Raw genomic sequence first — 16,329 nt, 5'->3', positions numbered from 1 at the left:
CGGGCCCGGTGTCGGTCCACCGGGTCATGGGGACCGAGACCGAATACGGGATCATCGCGCCGGGGCTTCCCGCCGCGAACCCCACGATGCTCTCCTCCCAGGTCGTCAACGCCTACGCGGCGACGCTGCGGGAAGGGCTGGGCAACCTGGCGGGCACGCGATGGGACTACACCGACGAAGCCCCGCTGACCGATGCCCGCGGCTGGCTCGTTGAGCGGGGCTCCGCCCACCCCTCCCAGCTCACGGACGAACCTCCCGTGCTCACCGCGGAACAGGTGGCGCTGGCCGACGGCAACGACCCGCAGGATACGGCCGTGCTCATGAACCTGGTGCTCAACAACGGCGCCCGGCTGTACGTCGACCACGCGCACCCCGAGTATTCGAGCCCGGAGGTCACCAACCCCCTCGACGCCGTCCTCTGGGACCGCGCGGGGGACCGGGTGGCGCTGGCGGCCATGGAACGCATCGCCGCCACCCCCGGCTTCTCGCCCGTTCACCTCTATAAGAACAACACCGACAACAAGGGCGTCTCCTACGGTTCGCACGAGAACTACCTGGTGCCGCGCAGCGTTCCGTTCGGCAGCCTGGCCGCGGCCCTCATTCCCTTCTTCGTCTCCCGGCAGGTGCTGTGCGGGGCCGGCCGGGTGGGGCTGGGCGCCACGCATCAGCGCCCCGGCTTCCAGGTCAGCCAGCGGGCCGATTTCTTCGAGAACGAGATCGGGCTCGAGACGACGGTGCGCCGGCCCATCATCAACACCCGCGACGAGCCCCACGCCGTGGCGGAGAAGTACCGCAGGCTCCATGTGATCATCGGGGACGCGAACCTCAATGAGGTGTCGAACTACCTGAAACTTGGAACCACCGCGCTCGTGCTTTCCCTGATCGAGCAGGGCCGGTGCCCGGTGCCCGAACTGGCGGAGCCGGTGCGCGCCCTCCAGGACATCAGCCACGACCCGTCGCTGAGGACCACGGTGCGGCTTGCCGACGGCAGGCAGGTCACGGCGCTGGACCTCCAGGAGATCTACCACGCCGCGGCCGCCGGGGCGTGCGCCGGCGGAGCCGATGCCCAGACCCAGGACGTCCTGGACCGGTGGGGGTCCCTCATCGGGGTGCTCCGGCGGAACCCGATGGAGGCCGCCGCCTCCATCGACTGGGTTGCCAAGCTGAAGATCCTGCAGGCCTACCGTGACCGCGACTCGGTCGGCTGGGACAACCACCGGCTCGCCCTGGTGGACCTCCAGTACGCCGACCTGCGCCCCAGCAAGGGGATCTACCACCGGCTGGCCCAGCGCGGGGAGGTCGAGCTCCTCGTCACCCCGGCGCAGGTCGAGCGTGCGGTGGGGGAGCCGCCCCGGGACACCCGCGCCTACTTCCGCGGCAAGTGCATCGCGAATTTCCCCGCGGAGGTGGTCGGGGCCAGCTGGGACTCGATCATCTTCGAAATCCCCTCGCAGAACCGCCTCCAGCGGGTGCAGACGCGGGAGCCGCTGCGCGGCACCGCCGTGCTCACCGAACGGCTTTTCGAGGAATCTGCCAACGCCGAAGACTTCCTCGCCCGATTGTTGAGCGGGCCGGAACAGCGCGTGGCACCATAGAAGCAGCAGAACCGAAACCGAAGGGTGCTCATCATGGCAACACAGGATCAGAAGGCCACAGGCACACGCACGGAGGAGCAGGAAGAGGCGCCCACGGAGCCTCCCGCCGCTCCCGCGTCGGCCTCGGATACCGTGGATACCCAGGGCGTGGATGACCTGCTTGACGAAATCGACGGCGTGCTTGAATCGAACGCCGAAGAATTCGTCCGGGGCTTCGTCCAGAAGGGCGGTCAGTAAAGGCAATGATGCCGGAGGAAGCAGCAGCCGCGGTCGCCCGTGCGGCATCGACGTCGTTCTCGGACCATCTGGGGCGCCATCACCCCGACCTGCTCGCTTCGCGCAGCCGCGTTGACTTTCCGCCCCAGGGCGCCGGCCCGGCCCTCGCCCCGCATGCGACGACCATCGTGTCGCTGACCTTCGCCGGCGGGGTGCTGATGGCCGGAGACCGGCGGGCCACCATGGGCAACGTCATCGCCAGCCGGCACATTGAGAAGGTCTTTCCCGCCGACATGTTCTCGGTGCTCGGCATCGCCGGCACGGCCGGTATCGCCCTTGACCTGACCCGGCTCTTCCAGGTCGAGCTCGAGCACTACGAGAAGATCGAAGGCACCCGCATGAGCCTGGACGGAAAGGCGAACCGGCTGGCCGCCATGGTCCGGCAGAACCTGCCCATGGCGCTGCAGGGCCTCGCCGTCGTGCCCTTGTTCGCCGGCTACGACACCAGCCGCCACGAGGGACGGCTCTTCTCCTTCGACGTCACCGGCGGCCGGTACGAGGAGCAGGAGCACCACAGCGTCGGCTCCGGGTCGGCCTTCGCGCGCGGTTCGCTGAAGAAGCTGTGGAAGCCGAACCTCGATGAGGCCTCGGCGGTGCGCGTGGCGGTGGAAGCCCTGTACGACGCCGCGGACGACGATTCGGCCACGGGCGGGCCCGACCTGGTCCGGGAACTGTGGCCCGTGGTCTTCACCGTCAACAGCGCCGGAACGCGACGGATTCCGGACCGGGAACTTGAAACGACGGCGCGGGATGTCATCGCGGGCCGCTCCATCGCAGGACGGGAGGCCTAGGCCATGACCCAGCAGTTCTACGTCTCACCCGAGCAGCTCATGCGGGACCGCGCCGATTTCGCGCGGAAGGGAATCGGCCGCGGCCGCTCGGTCATCGTGCTCAGCTGCCGCGACGGCATCGCGCTGGTCGCCGAGAACCCGTCGCCCTCGCTCCACAAGCTCGGCGAGATCTACGACCGCATCGCCTTCGCCGCCGTCGGGAAGTACAACGAGTTCGAAAGCCTGCGGCAGGCCGGCATCCGCTACGCCGACGTCCGGGGCTACTCCTACGACCGCGAGGACGTCACCGCCCGGGGTCTCGCCAGCGTGTACGCGCAGAGCCTGGGCGCCGTGTTCACCGCCGAGAGCAAGCCGTTCGAGGTGGAACTCGTCGTGGCCGAGGTGGGGGAGCAGCCCGGCTCGGACCACCTGTACCGCCTCACGTTCGACGGCTCGATCGCCGACGAGAAGGGCTTCGTGGTGATGGGCGGGGCGGCGGAGGCCGTCGTCGATGTGCTGCGCAGCCGCTTCACGGAGGACCTCGACTTCCAGGGGGCCGTCCAGGCCGCCGTGCACTCGCTCCGGCAGGACGGCTCAACGGGTGCCGGGCCGCAGCTTGGGCCGGAATCGCTCGAAGTGGCCGTGCTCGACCGGGATCCCGAGGTGGCCCGCGGGACGCACCGGGCGTTCCGGCGGATCGGCATTCCGGATCTTGTCTCAATGCTCACTCCTCGGGAAAGCCCTGTCTGATGGACCGGCGTATCTTCGGAATCGAAACAGAGTTCGGCATCTCCTACTCGGGGCCCAACTCGAGGCCGCTCTCGCCCGAGGAGGTGGCACGCTATCTGTTCCGGAAGGTCGTCAGCTGGGGGCGCTCCTCCAATGTGTTCCTCACCAACGGTTCACGGCTCTATCTCGACGTCGGTTCCCACCCGGAGTACGCGACCGCCGAGTGCGACGACCTGGCGCAGCTGATCGCCCAGGACCGCGCCGGTGAACTGATCCTCGAGGACCTCGTCGTTGAGGCCCAGCGCAAGCTCGGCCAGGAGGGCTACAACGGCAATATCTACCTGTTCAAGAACAACACCGACTCCGCCGGCAACTCCTACGGCAGCCACGAGAACTACCTCATCCCGCGGAAACTCGAATTCGGCCGGCTCGCCGACATCCTGATCCCGTTCCTCGTCACCCGGCAGCTCCTCGTGGGCGCAGGAAAGGTGCTGAAGACGCAGAACGGGTCGCTCTACGCGTTCTCCCAGCGCGCCGACCACCTCTGGGAGGGGATCTCCTCGGCCACCACCCGGTCGCGGCCCATCATCAACACCCGGGACGAACCGCACGCCGACGCCGAGTTCTTCCGGCGCCTCCACATCATCGCCGGGGACTCCAACATGTCCGAGACGACGACCCGCCTCAAGATCGGCTCCGTCGACCTGATCCTGCGCATGGTCGAGGCGGGCGCCCTGATGCGCGACTTCCGCCTCGAGAACCCGATCCGCAGCATCCGCGAAATCTCCCACGATCTCTCCGGCCGGCAGCTCCTGAAGCTCGCCAACGGGCGCTCCATCACCGCCCTTGACATGCAGCGGGAGTACCTGGCCCGGGCCAGCGCCTTCGTCGAAACCCACGGCGCCCACCACGCGCACGTTCCGGCGATCCTGGGCCTGTGGGCACGGACCCTCGACGCCATCGACACCGGGGACACCTCCTCCATCGACAGGGAGGTCGACTGGGCGATCAAGAAGAAGCTGGTCGACCGGTACATGGAACGCAACGGCGTCGACCTCGACTCCGCCCGGGTCTCGCAGCTCGACCTCACCTATCACGACATCTCCCGCAGCCGCGGCCTGTTCTTCCTGCTTCAGGCCCGGGGCGAGGCGCTGAGGGTCGTCGACGACGTCGTCGTCAAGGATGCGGTCGACACGCCGCCGCAGACCACCCGGGCCCGGCTTCGCGGCGAATTCGTGCGGCGCGCCAAGGAGGCCAACCGCGACTACACGGTGGACTGGGTGCACCTGAAACTCAACGACAGGGCCCAGCAGACAATTCTCTGCAAGGACCCCTTCAAGTCCGTCGATGAACGGGTCGAGGCGCTCCTCGAGCACCTCTAGGCACACCGGGGAGCTCAGCGCGCGGCGGACTTGGGGAGAAATCGCCGCCCGGAAACCGTTAGGCTTGGGAGTGCCCCTCCGGATGGGCGCTGCCTGAACTACCGACAACTCCTGCGAAAGAAGTTCTGTGCGACGAGTACTTTTGTTCCTCCTGCCCCTGCTGCTCGTGCTCGCCGGCTGCGGCGGCGCCTCGACCGGCAAGTCGGCGGGCGACGCCGATGTCTTCGAATCGGTCACCGTCAGCGGCGGCAGCGAGAAGAAGGCCCCCAAGGTCGAGTTCGACACGCCCCTCAAGGTGACCGCGCCGGCTGTGAAGACCCTCGTCGAGGGCGAGGGCAAGGCCATCAAGGCCGGCCAGCAGATCACCTTCAACGCGGCCTTCTTCAACGCGGAAGACGGAAGCAAGCTCGGTGACACCTACGAGGCCGGCGAACCGCAGCCGCTGCCCGTCGACGACACGCTCAAGGAGCAGGACGCCGAGCTGTACGAGGTCCTCGTCGGCACCAAGGTCGGAGCCCAAATCGGGTACACCCGCCCGGTGGAGGAGCCTGCCGAAGGCCAGGAGGCCACCCCCCAGCAGATCGTGGTCTTGAAGATCATCTCCGCCAAGGACCCCGCCCCGGAGCCCAAGATCCTCTCCCCGGAGGACGTGAGCAAGCTCGACGAGGACGGCAAGCTTCCCACCTTCAAGTTCGCCAAGGACGGCGCGCCCGAGGTCACCATCCCCGACAACAAGCCCTCCGAGGACCTCGTCGTGAAGGTCCTCAAGGAGGGCGACGGCGAGAAGGTCGCCGAGTCCGACACGATCACCGCCAAGTACAGCGGCTGGCGCTGGGAGGACGGCGAGCAGTTCGACTCCAGCTTCGAGCGGGGCGAGCCCGCCGAGTTCCCGCTGACCGGCGTCATCGAGGGCTGGACCAAGGGCCTGAGCGGCCAGAAGGTCGGCTCGCAGGTGCTGCTGGTCATCCCCGGCGCCTGGGGCTACGGCGACCCCGCCCCCCAGGGACGCCCCTCGGGAACCCTCGTGTTCTTCGTGGAGATCACCGGCAAGACCGCCGCCAAGTAAAAGCCAGCACCACCGAACACCCCCACCCTGCGAAGGAGAACCATGTCATTTGGACAGCGCGAATTCGACCGCTCGAAGCCCGAGATCGACTTCCCGGACCACGGCGCCCCCACCGAACTCGTCATCGAGGACCTCATCGAGGGCAACGGCAAGGCCGCCACGCCCGGGGACACCGTCTCCACCCACTATGTCGGTGTCGCGTTCTCGACCGGAGAGGAATTCGACGCGTCCTGGAACCGCGGCGCCCCGCTGGACTTTAAGGTCGGTGTCGGCCAGGTCATCCAGGGCTGGGACCAGGGCCTGCTCGGCATGAAGGTCGGCGGCCGCCGCCGGCTCGAGATTCCCTCCGACCTCGCCTACGGCGCCCGGGGTGCCGGCTCGGCCATCGGACCGAACGAATCGCTGATCTTCGTCGTCGACCTGCTCGACGTGCGCTGAACCTCCTTCCCCGAAAAGTGCCGCCCCGTGCCCCGCGCGGGGCGGCATTTCCGTTCCCGGTCGTGGGCCGGAACGGGGCTGGTCCGGGGGCCGTTCGCGGGCAGGTAAGGTAACTCCCGTGTCCGCAAAACGAACCGAACGACTCCTGACCCTGGTGATCCTGCTGCTGTCCAGCAAACGCGGTTTCAGCAAGGAGGAACTGTTCGAGGAGATCGAGCTGTACCGGGAGGCGCCCACGGCCGCCGCCCGGGAAAAGCTGTTCGACCGGGACAAGGCGATGCTGCGCGAGCAGGGGATTCCCCTCGAGTCCTTCAGCGAGGACCCCCTCTTCGAGACCGACAACACCGTCCAGCGCTACCGCATCAACGCCGAGGAGTACCAGCTCACAGGCGTGACCTTCACCGCCGAGGAATACACCTTCCTCAGCCTCGCCGCGGGCATGTGGGACCCGGCCTCGCTGGACTCCGCCGCCACCCGTGCCATGCGTAAGCTCAGCCTCCGCACTCCGGGCGCGGAGCCTCCCGCGCCGCTTCCGGTCCAGCCTCGAATCCGCACCAGCGAACCCTACTGGGACGAGGTGTGGCGGGCCATGGCCGCCCGGCGGACCATCACCTTCACCTACCGTGCGGCGAGCACCGGCCGTGAGGAAAAACGCACGGTGCGGCCGTGGGGGATGGGCTCCCGCTTCGGGCACTGGTACCTCGTCGGCTTCGACACCGACCGGCAGGCCGAACGGTTCTTCCGCCTCTCCCGCATGACCTCCCCGCCGGCGCTGCGCGAGGGCGGCTTCGAGCCGCCGGAATCCTTCGACATCAACGCCGCCCTTGCCTCCCTGACCCGCCGCGACGCCGAAGGCACCGCAGAGCTGCTCGTACGGCCGGGCACCTGCAACGTACTGAGGGTGCGCCGGGGCGCCGTCCTGGTCGAACACGGCGAGGAGTGGGACCGCCTGCGCGTCCCGTACACGGGCCTGCCGGCCCTGGCCGCGGAGGTCGCCGGTTTCGGCGCGAATGCCGCCGTCACCGCGCCGGCCGAACTCGGCGCCTCGGTGCGGCACCTGCTCACCGGCGCCCTGGCCGCCGCCCGCGCCACCACCGAGGTGGTGCTTACCGCGGGGCAGGGTACGGCTCCGCGCCGGAAGTCCTCCGCCCAGGACCACCTGCTGCGGCTGCTCGACCTGGTGCCCTACCTGCTGGCCCACCCCGGGGCGGGGCTGCGCGAAACCGCACAGCGGTTCGACGTCTCGGAGGCCCAGCTGACCCGTGACCTCGACCTCCTGTTCGTCAGCGGCCCGCGCCACTACCCGGACGGCCTGATGGACGTGGACGTCGAGGGAGGCAGGATCTACCTGAGCAACGCCCGCAACCTCTCCCAGCCCGTGCGCCTGGCGATGGACGAGGCCTGCACACTCATCGTCGGCCTCCAGGCGCTGCGGGAGCTGCCGGGCATCGCGGCGCATCCGGCCCTCGCCACGGCGCAGGCCAAGCTCACCGCGGCGGCCGGCGACGCCGCACGGATGGGCACGGTGATGGCGACCCGGCTGAGCGAGGACGAGGTGCACCCCCACCTCGAGCTGTTCCAGGAGGCCCTGCGCCGCGGCGTCCAGATCGAAATGTCCTACCTCGTCCCGGCCCGCGACCAGATCACCGACCGGGTCATCGAACCGGTCCGCGCCTTCTCCCAGGACGACCTCTGGTACGTGGAGGCCTGGTGCACCGGCTCGGCAGGCTTCCGGAACTTCCGCCTCGACCGCATCCAGGACGCCCGCCTCACGGACCGTCCCGTCACCCGCGGAGGTGAGGCGGGTCCGGCCGGACCCCCGCCTGCGCCGTCGGCGGGGCTCTACACCCCATCGCCGGACGATCGGAGCGTCGTCCTGGTCCTGAAGGAACCGGCGCGCTGGATCGCGGCCCAGTACAACGCCGTGCGGACCGAGGAACAGGGCGGCGGCACGCTCGCGGCCGAACTGCGTGTCGGGTCGGTGGCCTGGCTCCCCGGGCTGATGGCCGGCCTCGGCGGGGCGGCGGCGGTGGCCGGGCCCGGGGACGTGCGCCGGGAGGTCCTGCGGTGGCTCGAGGCGGCCCTTGCCTCAACGACAACCTAGACTGAAGCCATGTCGTGGTGGATGTGGTTGGTGTTGTGGATCGCGCTCGTAGCCGTCAGCGCGTTGTTCCTGCTCGCGGTGGCCTTCCGGGTCTTCCGGAAGGCGGTGTCGGCACTCAACGAGTTCGAGCAGGCGACGGCGCAGCTCGCTCCTCCTCCGTTGGCCGCCGGCACCGAAGGCGGGAGCCCCGGCGCCGTTCCGGCCGTATTCGCCGATCCCGGCGAGGTGCGCCGGGCCAACCACGAAGCGAAGCTGCTGCGCCGGTGGCGCCGGCGCGAGCGGCGGGTCCACCGCCGCGCGGAGCACCGGCGGCCCCAGCTGCTGGGCGACCTTCCCCACCTGTAGGCCCCGTCCCGGCCGGCGGGACCCCGGGGGAGCGCGGCTCCCCGGGCACGACCGGGCCGATCTATGACCTAAACTGGAGGGGATCTAGGAGAGGAACCTGGCATGAGGCTCGACGGCTGGCAAATCGTCATTATTATCGTGATCGCGATCCTTCTTTTCGGAGCGCCGAAGCTTCCCGGGCTGGCGCGGAGCGCCGGTCAATCGCTGCGCATCTTCAAGTCCGAGGTCAAGCAGATGAAGGACGAGAACAACACCGGCAGCGGCACCGCAGGCACCCCGGTCGAGGGGAACATCGTCGCCTCAGGGCCTGCCTCCGGAACCCAGGGCACGCCCGGCCAGCCGGCCGCCGGCCCGCACACCCCGCCCGGGACGGCCGGTGGATCGAGCCCCGCACCGGGCGGAACGCCGGGCCCCACCCCCTAGGGACCATGGCACGCACTCGAGGGCGCAAGGCCAACCCCGAGGGACGGATGGCGCTCAAGGAACACCTGCGCGAAGCCCGCATCCGGTTGGTCAAGTCGGCGCTGGCGGTGGTCGCCGGCACGGTCGTCGGCTTCTTCATCTACAACCCGGTCCTTGAGGCGCTGGCGGCGCCCATCCAGGAACTGAACGAGCGCGAGGGCCGCAGCGCGGCCCTGAACTTCGACGCAGTCGCCTCCCCGTTCGACCTGCTCATCCAGGTCTCGGTCTTTTTGGGCCTGATCATCTCCAGCCCGGTCTGGCTGTACCAGCTGTGGGCGTTCATCACGCCCGGACTGCACGCCAAGGAGCGGCGCATCTCGCTGTCCTTCATCGCGGTGGCCGTGCCCCTCTTCCTTGCCGGGATCTACCTGGCGTGGCTGGTGCTGCCCAACGCGGTGAGGGTCCTGACCGACTTCACCCCGGGCGGTTTCACCAACATCATCACGGTGTCGGTGTTCATCACCTTCATCCTGCGCCTGATGCTCGCCTTCGGCATCGCCTTCCTGCTGCCCGTGGTGCTGTTCGGCCTGAACCTCGTGGGGCTGATCTCCGGACGGCAGATCCTGAAGGCCTGGCGCATCACGGTCTTCCTCGTCTGCCTCTTCGCCGCCATGGCCGCCCCGGGAGCCGACGCGGTGAGCATGTTCTACCTCGCGGTTCCGATGCTCGTACTGTTCTTCGCCGCCATCGGCCTGTGCCTGCTCAACGACAAGCGCCGCGCCCGGCGCAACGCGGCCCGGGAGGCCGAGGTGGAGGCCGGCGCCGACCGGGCCTCCTCCATCGAGGGACTCTGACACCAGTCGGCGGGACGGCCCCGGGGAGGCACGGAACTGCGCCCCCGGCCCCGCTGTCGGTGCCGCCGCCCGCGCCCGGGAGGCCGGGGCGATGCGTGCCGCGCCCGGGCCCAGCGTTTAGGGTTGAAAGATGAGCACCCCCGCAGAGCGCTACCAGGCGGCCAAGGCCCGCAACCAGATGGCACGGACCCAGCTTTTCGCCTTCGAAAACACGCTCTCGTTCGAACTCGATCCCTTCCAGCGCGATGCCTGCACCTCCCTGGAGGCGGGCAGGGGAGTCCTCGTGGCGGCCCCGACGGGCGCCGGGAAGACCGTGGTGGGGGAGTTCGCTGTGTACCTCGCGCTCCAGCAGGGCCTCAAGGCCTTCTACACCACCCCGATCAAGGCCCTCAGCAACCAGAAGTACTCGGAGCTCGCCGCGGTGCACGGCCCGGACCGGGTGGGCCTGCTCACCGGCGACACGACGATCAACCCCGACGCCGACGTCGTCGTGATGACCACCGAAGTGCTGCGGAACATGCTCTACGCCAACTCGGAGACACTTGACGATCTCGGCTACGTGGTGATGGACGAGGTGCACTACCTCGCCGACCGGTTCCGGGGCGCGGTCTGGGAGGAAGTCATCATCCACCTGCCGACCGAGGTCAAGCTGGTCTCCCTCAGCGCCACGGTCTCCAACGCCGAGGAGTTCGGTGCCTGGCTCGACACCGTCCGCGGTGACACCGACGTCGTGGTCTCCGAGCACCGGCCGGTGCCGCTGTGGCAGCACGTGATGGTCGGCTCGAACCTCCTTGACCTCTTCGCCGGCGACGTGGCCTTCGACGAGGCGGCGCCGTCCGGCCCGGACGGCGGGGCGCGCGACTTCTACGAAGTCAACCCCGAACTGCTCGAACTGGCAAGCAACGAGGTGCGGCTGAACCAGCGTGCCGGATGGGGCTCCGGACGCCGGGGAAGGACGCCTGCGCGCCGCCCGCAGGACACCCTGGTGCGGCGCGCGAACCGCCCCCAGGTCATCACGGCCCTCGACCGCGCCGGCCTCCTGCCGGCGATCACCTTCATCTTCTCCCGCAACGGGTGCGAGGCCGCAGTGACCCAGTGCCTCCACGCCGGGTTGTGGCTGACCACCGAGGACGAGCGCCGGATCATCAGCGAAACCATCGACGAGGCCACCCTGGAGATCCCCCGGGACGACCTCGAGATCCTCGGCTTCTGGACCTGGCGCGAAGGACTCATCCGCGGCTTCTCCGCCCACCACGCCGGCATGCTCCCCACCTTCAAGGAGGTCGTCGAGAAACTGTTTGCCGCCGGACTGGTCAAGGCCGTCTTCGCCACGGAGACCCTCGCCCTGGGCGTCAACATGCCCGCCCGGTCGGTGGTCCTGGAGAAGCTCGACAAGTTCAACGGCGAGGCGCACGTCAATGTCACCGCGGGGGAGTACACCCAGCTCACGGGCCGGGCCGGACGCCGGGGCATCGACGTCGAGGGCCACGCGGTGGTGCTCTGGCAGCCCGGCACCGACCCCGGGGCGGTGGCGGGGCTCGCCTCGCGCCGCACCTACCCGCTGAACTCGAGCTTCCGCCCGACGTACAACATGAGCATCAACCTCATCGCCCAGTTCGGGCAGGAGCGCTCCCGCGAAATCCTCGAGACCTCCTTCGCACAGTTCCAGGCCGACCGCTCCGTTGTGGGCATGGCCAAGCAGCTGCGCAGCCGGGAGGAATCCCTGCGCGGGTACGAGAACTCGATGACCTGCCACCTTGGGGATTTCCGCGAATATGCGAGCCTGCGCCGGGAGCTGACCGACCTTGAGCAGCGTTCCACCCGAGACCGGTCCCGCTCGGCCCGTTCGGCGGCCGAGGCCTCCCTCGAGGCGCTGCGGCCCGGCGACGTCATCGACGTGCCCGGGGGCCGCAGCCAGGGCTATGCCGTGGTGCTCGACAGCGACTCCTCCCGCGAACCGCGTCCCACCGTGCTTACCATCGATACGCAGATCCGCCGGGTGGGCGTCCAGGACCTCGACGGCCCCATCGAAATCCTCTCGCGCATCCGGATCCCCAAGAGCTTCAGCGCCCGCAGCCCGAAGGACCGCCGCGACCTGACCTCCTCCCTCCGCAACGCCCTGCAGGAGAAGCGTCCGCCGCGCCGGGGCGCGGACCGCGGAAACGGGCTGCACTCCTCCACCGCCGCGGCCGAGGAACGCGCCATCACGGAGCTGCGCCGGCGCCTGCGCGCCCACCCGTGCCACGGGTGCAGCGAGCGGGAGCAGCACGCCCGCTGGTCCGAACGCTGGTTGAAGCTGCGCAAGGAGACCGACCGGCTCGCCGGGCAGATCCGGGGCAGGACCAACACCATCGCGAAGACCTTCGACCGGGTGTCCGAGGTGCTGGCCGGCTACGGGTACGTCACACCGGACGCCGCAACCGGCCTGAAGATCACCCCGGCGGGGCAGAAACTGCGCCGCATCTACGGGGAAAAGGACCTCCTCATCGCACTCTCGGTGGAAAACGGGGCCTTCGACGACCTCGACGCGGTGGAACTCGCCGCCGTCGCCTCGGTCCTGGTGTACCAGGCGAAGCGCGAGGAACGCGGCCTGCGCCCGGTGATGCCGAGCTTCGGGCTCGAGGCTTCGGTGGACATCATCATCCGCGAATGGTCCCGCCTTACCGACCGGGAGGAGCAGCACCGCCTCCCGGTGACGGGCGAGCCCGAACTCGGGCTCGTCTGGCCGATGTACAAGTGGGCCCAGGGCCGCTCCCTCCAGACCGCCCTCAGCGGGACCGAACTGGCCGCCGGGGACTTCGTCCGCTGGGCCAAGCAGGTCATCGACCTGCTCGACCAGCTGGCGAAGGTCAGCGACCTGCCCGAAGGCCTGCACGGCCGCTGCGTCAAGGCGATCGCCCTGATCCGCCGCGGCGTGGTCGCGTACTCAAATATCACCGAATAGACCGCACAACCCTCCTACTGAAAGCTCCGTTCCCACTCCATGGATTCCCAGCGCCCTGTCCTGTACCGCAACGGCTCCGTCTACAGCCCCGCCGACCCCTTCGCCACCGCCATGCTCGTCGACGGCGGAACGGTCGCCTGGATCGGCGGTGAGCATGCCGCGGAGAACCTCGGCGGGCCGGGGGTCCGCACCGTCGACCTCGACGGCGCCCTCATCGCGCCCGGGTTCGTCGATTCGCACTTCCACACGACCGAGACCGGCCTGGGATTGACTTCGATCGACCTGTCGGCGTGCACCAGCCTGGCGGACCTGCTGGAACGTGTCCGCGCCGCGGCCGCGGCCCATGAGGGTCCGGTGTTCGGCCACGGCTGGGACGAATCCCGGTGGCCGGAGCGGCGCGCCCCGACGGCCGCCGAGCTCGATGCGGCCTCCGGCGGGCGCCCTGTCTACCTCACCCGGGCGGATGTGCATTCGGCCGTCGTCTCCGGAACCCTGGCGGCGTCCCTCGGTCTGGCGGAGTTCGACGGCTGGAATGACGGCTTCCTGGTGCGCGCCGCCCACACCGCGGCCCGGCTCGCGACCCGCGCCCTGGCACCCACCGACCGCGCCGCCCTGCAGCGCGCAGCCCTGGCCCATGCGGCCTCCCGCGGCATCGTCGCCGTGGTGGAGATGGCCGCGCCGCACATCGCGCCCCGGGAGGACCTCGAAGGACTGCTCGCCCTCGGCGGTGCGGACGCTGGGGCAGCCCTGCCGGAGGTGATCGCCTACTGGGCGGAAGCCGTCACCTCGCCGGAGGACGCGCGGAGCATCCTCGCCTCCTTCGGCGGCCGCGTCGCGGGGCTGGCGGGCGACCTCAATGTCGACGGCTCGATCGGCTCCCGCACCGCCGCACTGCGGCAGCCCTACTCCGACGACCCCGGTAACCGCGGGCACGCCTTCCTCGATGAGTCAGCTGTAGGCGCGCACCTGACCGCCGCCACCGCCGCGGGAGTGCAGGCCGGCTTCCACGTGATCGGCGATGCAGGGCTCGACGTCGTCCTCGCCGGCCTGGGGGAGGCCGAGCGGCAGCTCGGTATCGACGCCGTCCGCCGCTCGCGGCACCGGCTTGAGCACGTCGAGATGGTCGACGACGACGCCATTGCCGCGCTTGTCCACTACGGAGCGACGGTCAGCGCCCAGCCGGCCTTCGACTTCCTCTGGGGGCATGCCGACGGCCTGTACGCGCAGCGCCTGGGCGAGGGACGCCGGGGCGGGATGAACAGGTTCGCCTCGCTGCTGGCGGCCGGCGTGCCGCTCTCGATGGGTTCCGACAGCCCGGTGACCCCGCTTGACCCCTGGGCTTCGGTGCGCGCCTGCATCGAGCACAGCAAGCCCGCCGAGGCGATCTCCGCCCGGGCGGCCTTCATCGCCCACACCCGGGCCGGCTGGAGGGCGGCCGGTGCGGCCAACCCGATGCTGGGGCAGCTCGCGCCGGGCTCGCCGGCCTCCTTCGCGGTGTGGCAGGTCGACGAACTCATGGTCCAGACCCCGGACAGCCGGGTGCAGTCCTGGAGCACCGATCCACGGGCCGGAACCCCGCTGCTGCCCGCCCTGGACACCGAAACCCCGCCGCGCTGCATCGAGACCGTCCACCACGGACGGACCCTCTTCTCCGAGGACGGCGCCTTCGGCTTGTAGTGGCCGCAGGGCCATCAGTCAAGGGGCGTCCACGGTGGGAAAAAGGCCGCCGCCGGACGGGACCCTGACCTGCACAAAGGGACGTTTCCGCAGGTCAGGGGCTCATTGACACCTCATCTCCAGCACGTAAGCTGAATCACTACGGGTTGGAGCAACTCCTCGGGAACTGACCTGGCCGGCCACCGGCGCGACCAACCTCCCGTTCGGCCTCGACCGCCGTACGGGTGAGGACGGTGACGGCATCATCAAGAGCAGGCCCGCACGCCATCAGAGAACAGATCCGGTTCGCCGCTTCTGGTACGAAGGCGGGCGGGCCTGCTCGATGAACCGGCCCTGCGCGGCGCCGCCCCTTCCGGGTCCGCCTTTCCTCGTCGCCTATACTTGACGTTTGACTTGCAGGCACCAGCGGTCCCTGCGTTCCCCCGGAAAGGCCCTCTCGCTTGCGTGTTCTCACCATCATTCCGACCTACAACGAGATCGAATCCCTCCCGCTGACACTGGGACGGCTGCGGAAGGCGGTGCCGGGCACCGACGTGCTGATCGTCGACGACAACAGCCCGGACGGCACGGGAGCATTCGCTGACAGTACCGCCACGACGGACCCGCAGGTGTTCGTCCTGCACCGCACCGGCAAGGAGGGACTGGGCGCGGCCTACATCGCCGGCTTCCGGTGGGGACTCGGGCGTGGCTATGACGTGCTGGTGGAGATGGACGCCGACGGCTCCCACCGGCCCGAGCAGCTGCAGAGCCTCCTCGACGCCGTCGACGGGGCCGACCTCGTGATCGGTTCGCGCTGGGTCCCCGGCGGGAGCGTGGTCAACTGGCCCCGGCGCCGCAAGCTCCTGTCGAGGGCGGGCAGCACCTACTCCCGCCTGATGCTCGGGCTCCCGGTGCGGGACATCACCGCCGGCTTCCGGGCCTTCCGCCGCGGGACGCTGGAGAAGCTTGACCTGTCCTCGGTCGAGTCGATCGGATACGGCTTCCAGGTGGACATGACCTTCCGGGTGGCCCGGCTCGGCCTGAAGATCACCGAGGTCCCCATCACCTTCGTGGAGCGGGAGCTGGGGGCCTCGAAGATGCACGGCGGCATCGTGGTGGAAGCCATCGTCAATGTCACGCGGTGGGGCCTGGCGGCAAGGTGGCGGAAGCTGACCAGCCGCGGCCGCTGACCGGCGCCGGGCACAAAAATGCCGGTGACCCCACCCGGAGGTGGCGTCACCGGCATCGGCCGCGCGGGCCCTGGCGTCAGGCGGAGCGGCGTTCGCCGCGGCGCTCCCGCAGGATCGTCAACCGGTCCTGCAGGATCTGTTCGAGTTCGTCGACCGAGCGCCGCTCGAGCAGCATGTCCCAGTGCGTGCGCACGGGCTTGTCATTGGAATTGTCAGGGCGCTCCCCATCGACCAGAAGCGCTTCCTTGCCGGTCTTGGAAACCCAGACCGGGGGGATTTCCGCCTCGGCGGCGAACGTCACGAAGACCCGCTCACCGTCTTCGCAGCGGTACTCGACCCGCTGGCGTGGAGCGGGCTCCACACCCGATTCGGTCTCCATGCTTTGCGCTCCGAGGCGCATGCCGCGCAGGCTGCGATCGCTCATATTTTCTCCTACTCAACGAGTGGCTTCCGGCTGGGCCGGCACCGATCTGCGCGCCCCCGGCCCGACGGCCGTCGACGGCAGCAGGAAACCGGGCTACTACGCATACTGTATAACTCCGCATCCAGCGGGAATGTTCCTGCCGGGGAAAAGAAAT

15 protein-coding genes are annotated in these 16,329 nt (G+C 69.4%); 14 read left to right on the top strand and 1 reads right to left on the bottom strand.

All coding sequences use genetic code 11. The annotated features are described in order from the left end of the window. Window positions 1-26: 26 nt before the first annotated feature. From dop to ACX80W_RS03540, 14 genes are all read left to right on the top strand, one after another. Complete coding sequence (dop, locus tag ACX80W_RS03605; protein ID WP_459280862.1) at window positions 27-1,595, top strand: depupylase/deamidase Dop; 1,569 nt, start codon at window positions 27-29, stop codon at window positions 1,593-1,595. A 33-nt stretch (window positions 1,596-1,628) separates the two neighbouring features. Beyond that, complete coding sequence (locus tag ACX80W_RS03600; protein WP_459280521.1) at window positions 1,629-1,832, top strand: ubiquitin-like protein Pup; 204 nt, start codon at window positions 1,629-1,631, stop codon at window positions 1,830-1,832. Window positions 1,833-1,840: 8 nt separating this feature from the next. After that, window positions 1,841-2,662, top strand: a complete 822-nt coding sequence (gene prcB, locus ACX80W_RS03595) for a proteasome subunit beta (protein WP_459280520.1) — start codon at window positions 1,841-1,843, stop codon at window positions 2,660-2,662. 3 nt (window positions 2,663-2,665) lie between these two features. Then, a complete protein-coding gene (gene prcA, locus ACX80W_RS03590; RefSeq protein WP_459280518.1) occupies window positions 2,666-3,391 on the top strand; it encodes a proteasome subunit alpha in 726 nt (241 codons plus the stop codon). After that, entirely contained in the window at window positions 3,391-4,752 is a 1,362-nt protein-coding gene (gene pafA, locus ACX80W_RS03585) for a Pup--protein ligase (protein ID WP_459280516.1), read from the top strand. The genes prcA and pafA overlap by 1 nt, the downstream gene beginning before the upstream one ends. A 127-nt stretch (window positions 4,753-4,879) precedes the next feature. Next, window positions 4,880-5,818: an FKBP-type peptidyl-prolyl cis-trans isomerase gene (locus ACX80W_RS03580; RefSeq protein ID WP_459280514.1), complete on the top strand. Its 939-nt coding sequence runs from the start codon at window positions 4,880-4,882 to the stop codon at window positions 5,816-5,818. A 42-nt stretch (window positions 5,819-5,860) separates the two neighbouring features. Next, a complete protein-coding gene (locus tag ACX80W_RS03575; protein WP_459280512.1) occupies window positions 5,861-6,256 on the top strand; it encodes an FKBP-type peptidyl-prolyl cis-trans isomerase in 396 nt (131 codons plus the stop codon). 118 nt (window positions 6,257-6,374) lie between these two features. Further along, on the top strand, window positions 6,375-8,360 hold the full coding sequence (locus tag ACX80W_RS03570; protein ID WP_459280510.1) for a helix-turn-helix transcriptional regulator: 1,986 nt from the start codon (window positions 6,375-6,377) through the stop codon (window positions 8,358-8,360). A 9-nt stretch (window positions 8,361-8,369) separates the two neighbouring features. Beyond that, window positions 8,370-8,705, top strand: coding sequence for a hypothetical protein (locus ACX80W_RS03565; RefSeq protein ID WP_459280508.1), 336 nt, complete (start codon window positions 8,370-8,372; stop codon window positions 8,703-8,705). 102 nt (window positions 8,706-8,807) lie between these two features. Next, window positions 8,808-9,128: a Sec-independent protein translocase subunit TatA gene (tatA, locus tag ACX80W_RS03560; protein ID WP_459280506.1), complete on the top strand. Its 321-nt coding sequence runs from the start codon at window positions 8,808-8,810 to the stop codon at window positions 9,126-9,128. Window positions 9,129-9,133: 5 nt separating this feature from the next. Then, window positions 9,134-9,961, top strand: coding sequence for a twin-arginine translocase subunit TatC (gene tatC / locus ACX80W_RS03555; RefSeq protein ID WP_459280505.1), 828 nt, complete (start codon window positions 9,134-9,136; stop codon window positions 9,959-9,961). A 130-nt stretch (window positions 9,962-10,091) separates the two neighbouring features. Continuing rightward, window positions 10,092-12,905 (top strand): DEAD/DEAH box helicase, encoded by a 2,814-nt coding sequence (locus ACX80W_RS03550; RefSeq protein WP_459280503.1) that lies wholly within the window; start codon window positions 10,092-10,094, stop codon window positions 12,903-12,905. 39 nt (window positions 12,906-12,944) lie between these two features. After that, window positions 12,945-14,582: an amidohydrolase gene (locus ACX80W_RS03545; RefSeq protein WP_459280501.1), complete on the top strand. Its 1,638-nt coding sequence runs from the start codon at window positions 12,945-12,947 to the stop codon at window positions 14,580-14,582. A gap of 440 nt (window positions 14,583-15,022) precedes the next feature. Then, on the top strand, window positions 15,023-15,751 hold the full coding sequence (locus tag ACX80W_RS03540) for a polyprenol monophosphomannose synthase (RefSeq protein WP_459280499.1): 729 nt from the start codon (window positions 15,023-15,025) through the stop codon (window positions 15,749-15,751). A gap of 76 nt (window positions 15,752-15,827) precedes the next feature. Here ACX80W_RS03540 and ACX80W_RS03535 read toward each other — a convergent pair whose 3' ends face one another. Further along, on the bottom strand, window positions 15,828-16,175 hold the full coding sequence (locus tag ACX80W_RS03535) for an RNA polymerase-binding protein RbpA (RefSeq protein WP_459280497.1): 348 nt from the start codon (window positions 16,173-16,175) through the stop codon (window positions 15,828-15,830). Window positions 16,176-16,329 lie beyond the last annotated feature (154 nt).

The sequence above is a fragment of the Arthrobacter melezitosi genome (assembly GCF_054511055.1).
Note: the sequence above shows the minus strand (reverse complement) of the source record. Positions and strands in the feature narration are given on the sequence as shown.

Bases quoted from the DNA above. Each gene is read 5' to 3' on its own strand.
- dop (WP_459280862.1), top strand. From the start codon at position 27: ATGGGGACCGAGACCGAATACGGGATCATCGCGCCGGGGCTTCCCGCC.
- ACX80W_RS03600 (WP_459280521.1), top strand. From the start codon at position 1,629: ATGGCAACACAGGATCAGAAGGCCACAGGCACACGCACGGAGGAGCAG.
- prcB (WP_459280520.1), top strand. From the start codon at position 1,841: ATGCCGGAGGAAGCAGCAGCCGCGGTCGCCCGTGCGGCATCGACGTCG.
- prcA (WP_459280518.1), top strand. From the start codon at position 2,666: ATGACCCAGCAGTTCTACGTCTCACCCGAGCAGCTCATGCGGGACCGC.
- pafA (WP_459280516.1), top strand. From the start codon at position 3,391: ATGGACCGGCGTATCTTCGGAATCGAAACAGAGTTCGGCATCTCCTAC.
- ACX80W_RS03575 (WP_459280512.1), top strand. From the start codon at position 5,861: ATGTCATTTGGACAGCGCGAATTCGACCGCTCGAAGCCCGAGATCGAC.
- ACX80W_RS03565 (WP_459280508.1), top strand. From the start codon at position 8,370: ATGTCGTGGTGGATGTGGTTGGTGTTGTGGATCGCGCTCGTAGCCGTC.
- tatA (WP_459280506.1), top strand. From the start codon at position 8,808: ATGAGGCTCGACGGCTGGCAAATCGTCATTATTATCGTGATCGCGATC.
- tatC (WP_459280505.1), top strand. From the start codon at position 9,134: ATGGCACGCACTCGAGGGCGCAAGGCCAACCCCGAGGGACGGATGGCG.
- ACX80W_RS03550 (WP_459280503.1), top strand. From the start codon at position 10,092: ATGAGCACCCCCGCAGAGCGCTACCAGGCGGCCAAGGCCCGCAACCAG.
- ACX80W_RS03545 (WP_459280501.1), top strand. From the start codon at position 12,945: ATGGATTCCCAGCGCCCTGTCCTGTACCGCAACGGCTCCGTCTACAGC.
- ACX80W_RS03535 (WP_459280497.1), bottom strand. From the start codon at position 16,175: ATGAGCGATCGCAGCCTGCGCGGCATGCGCCTCGGAGCGCAAAGCATG.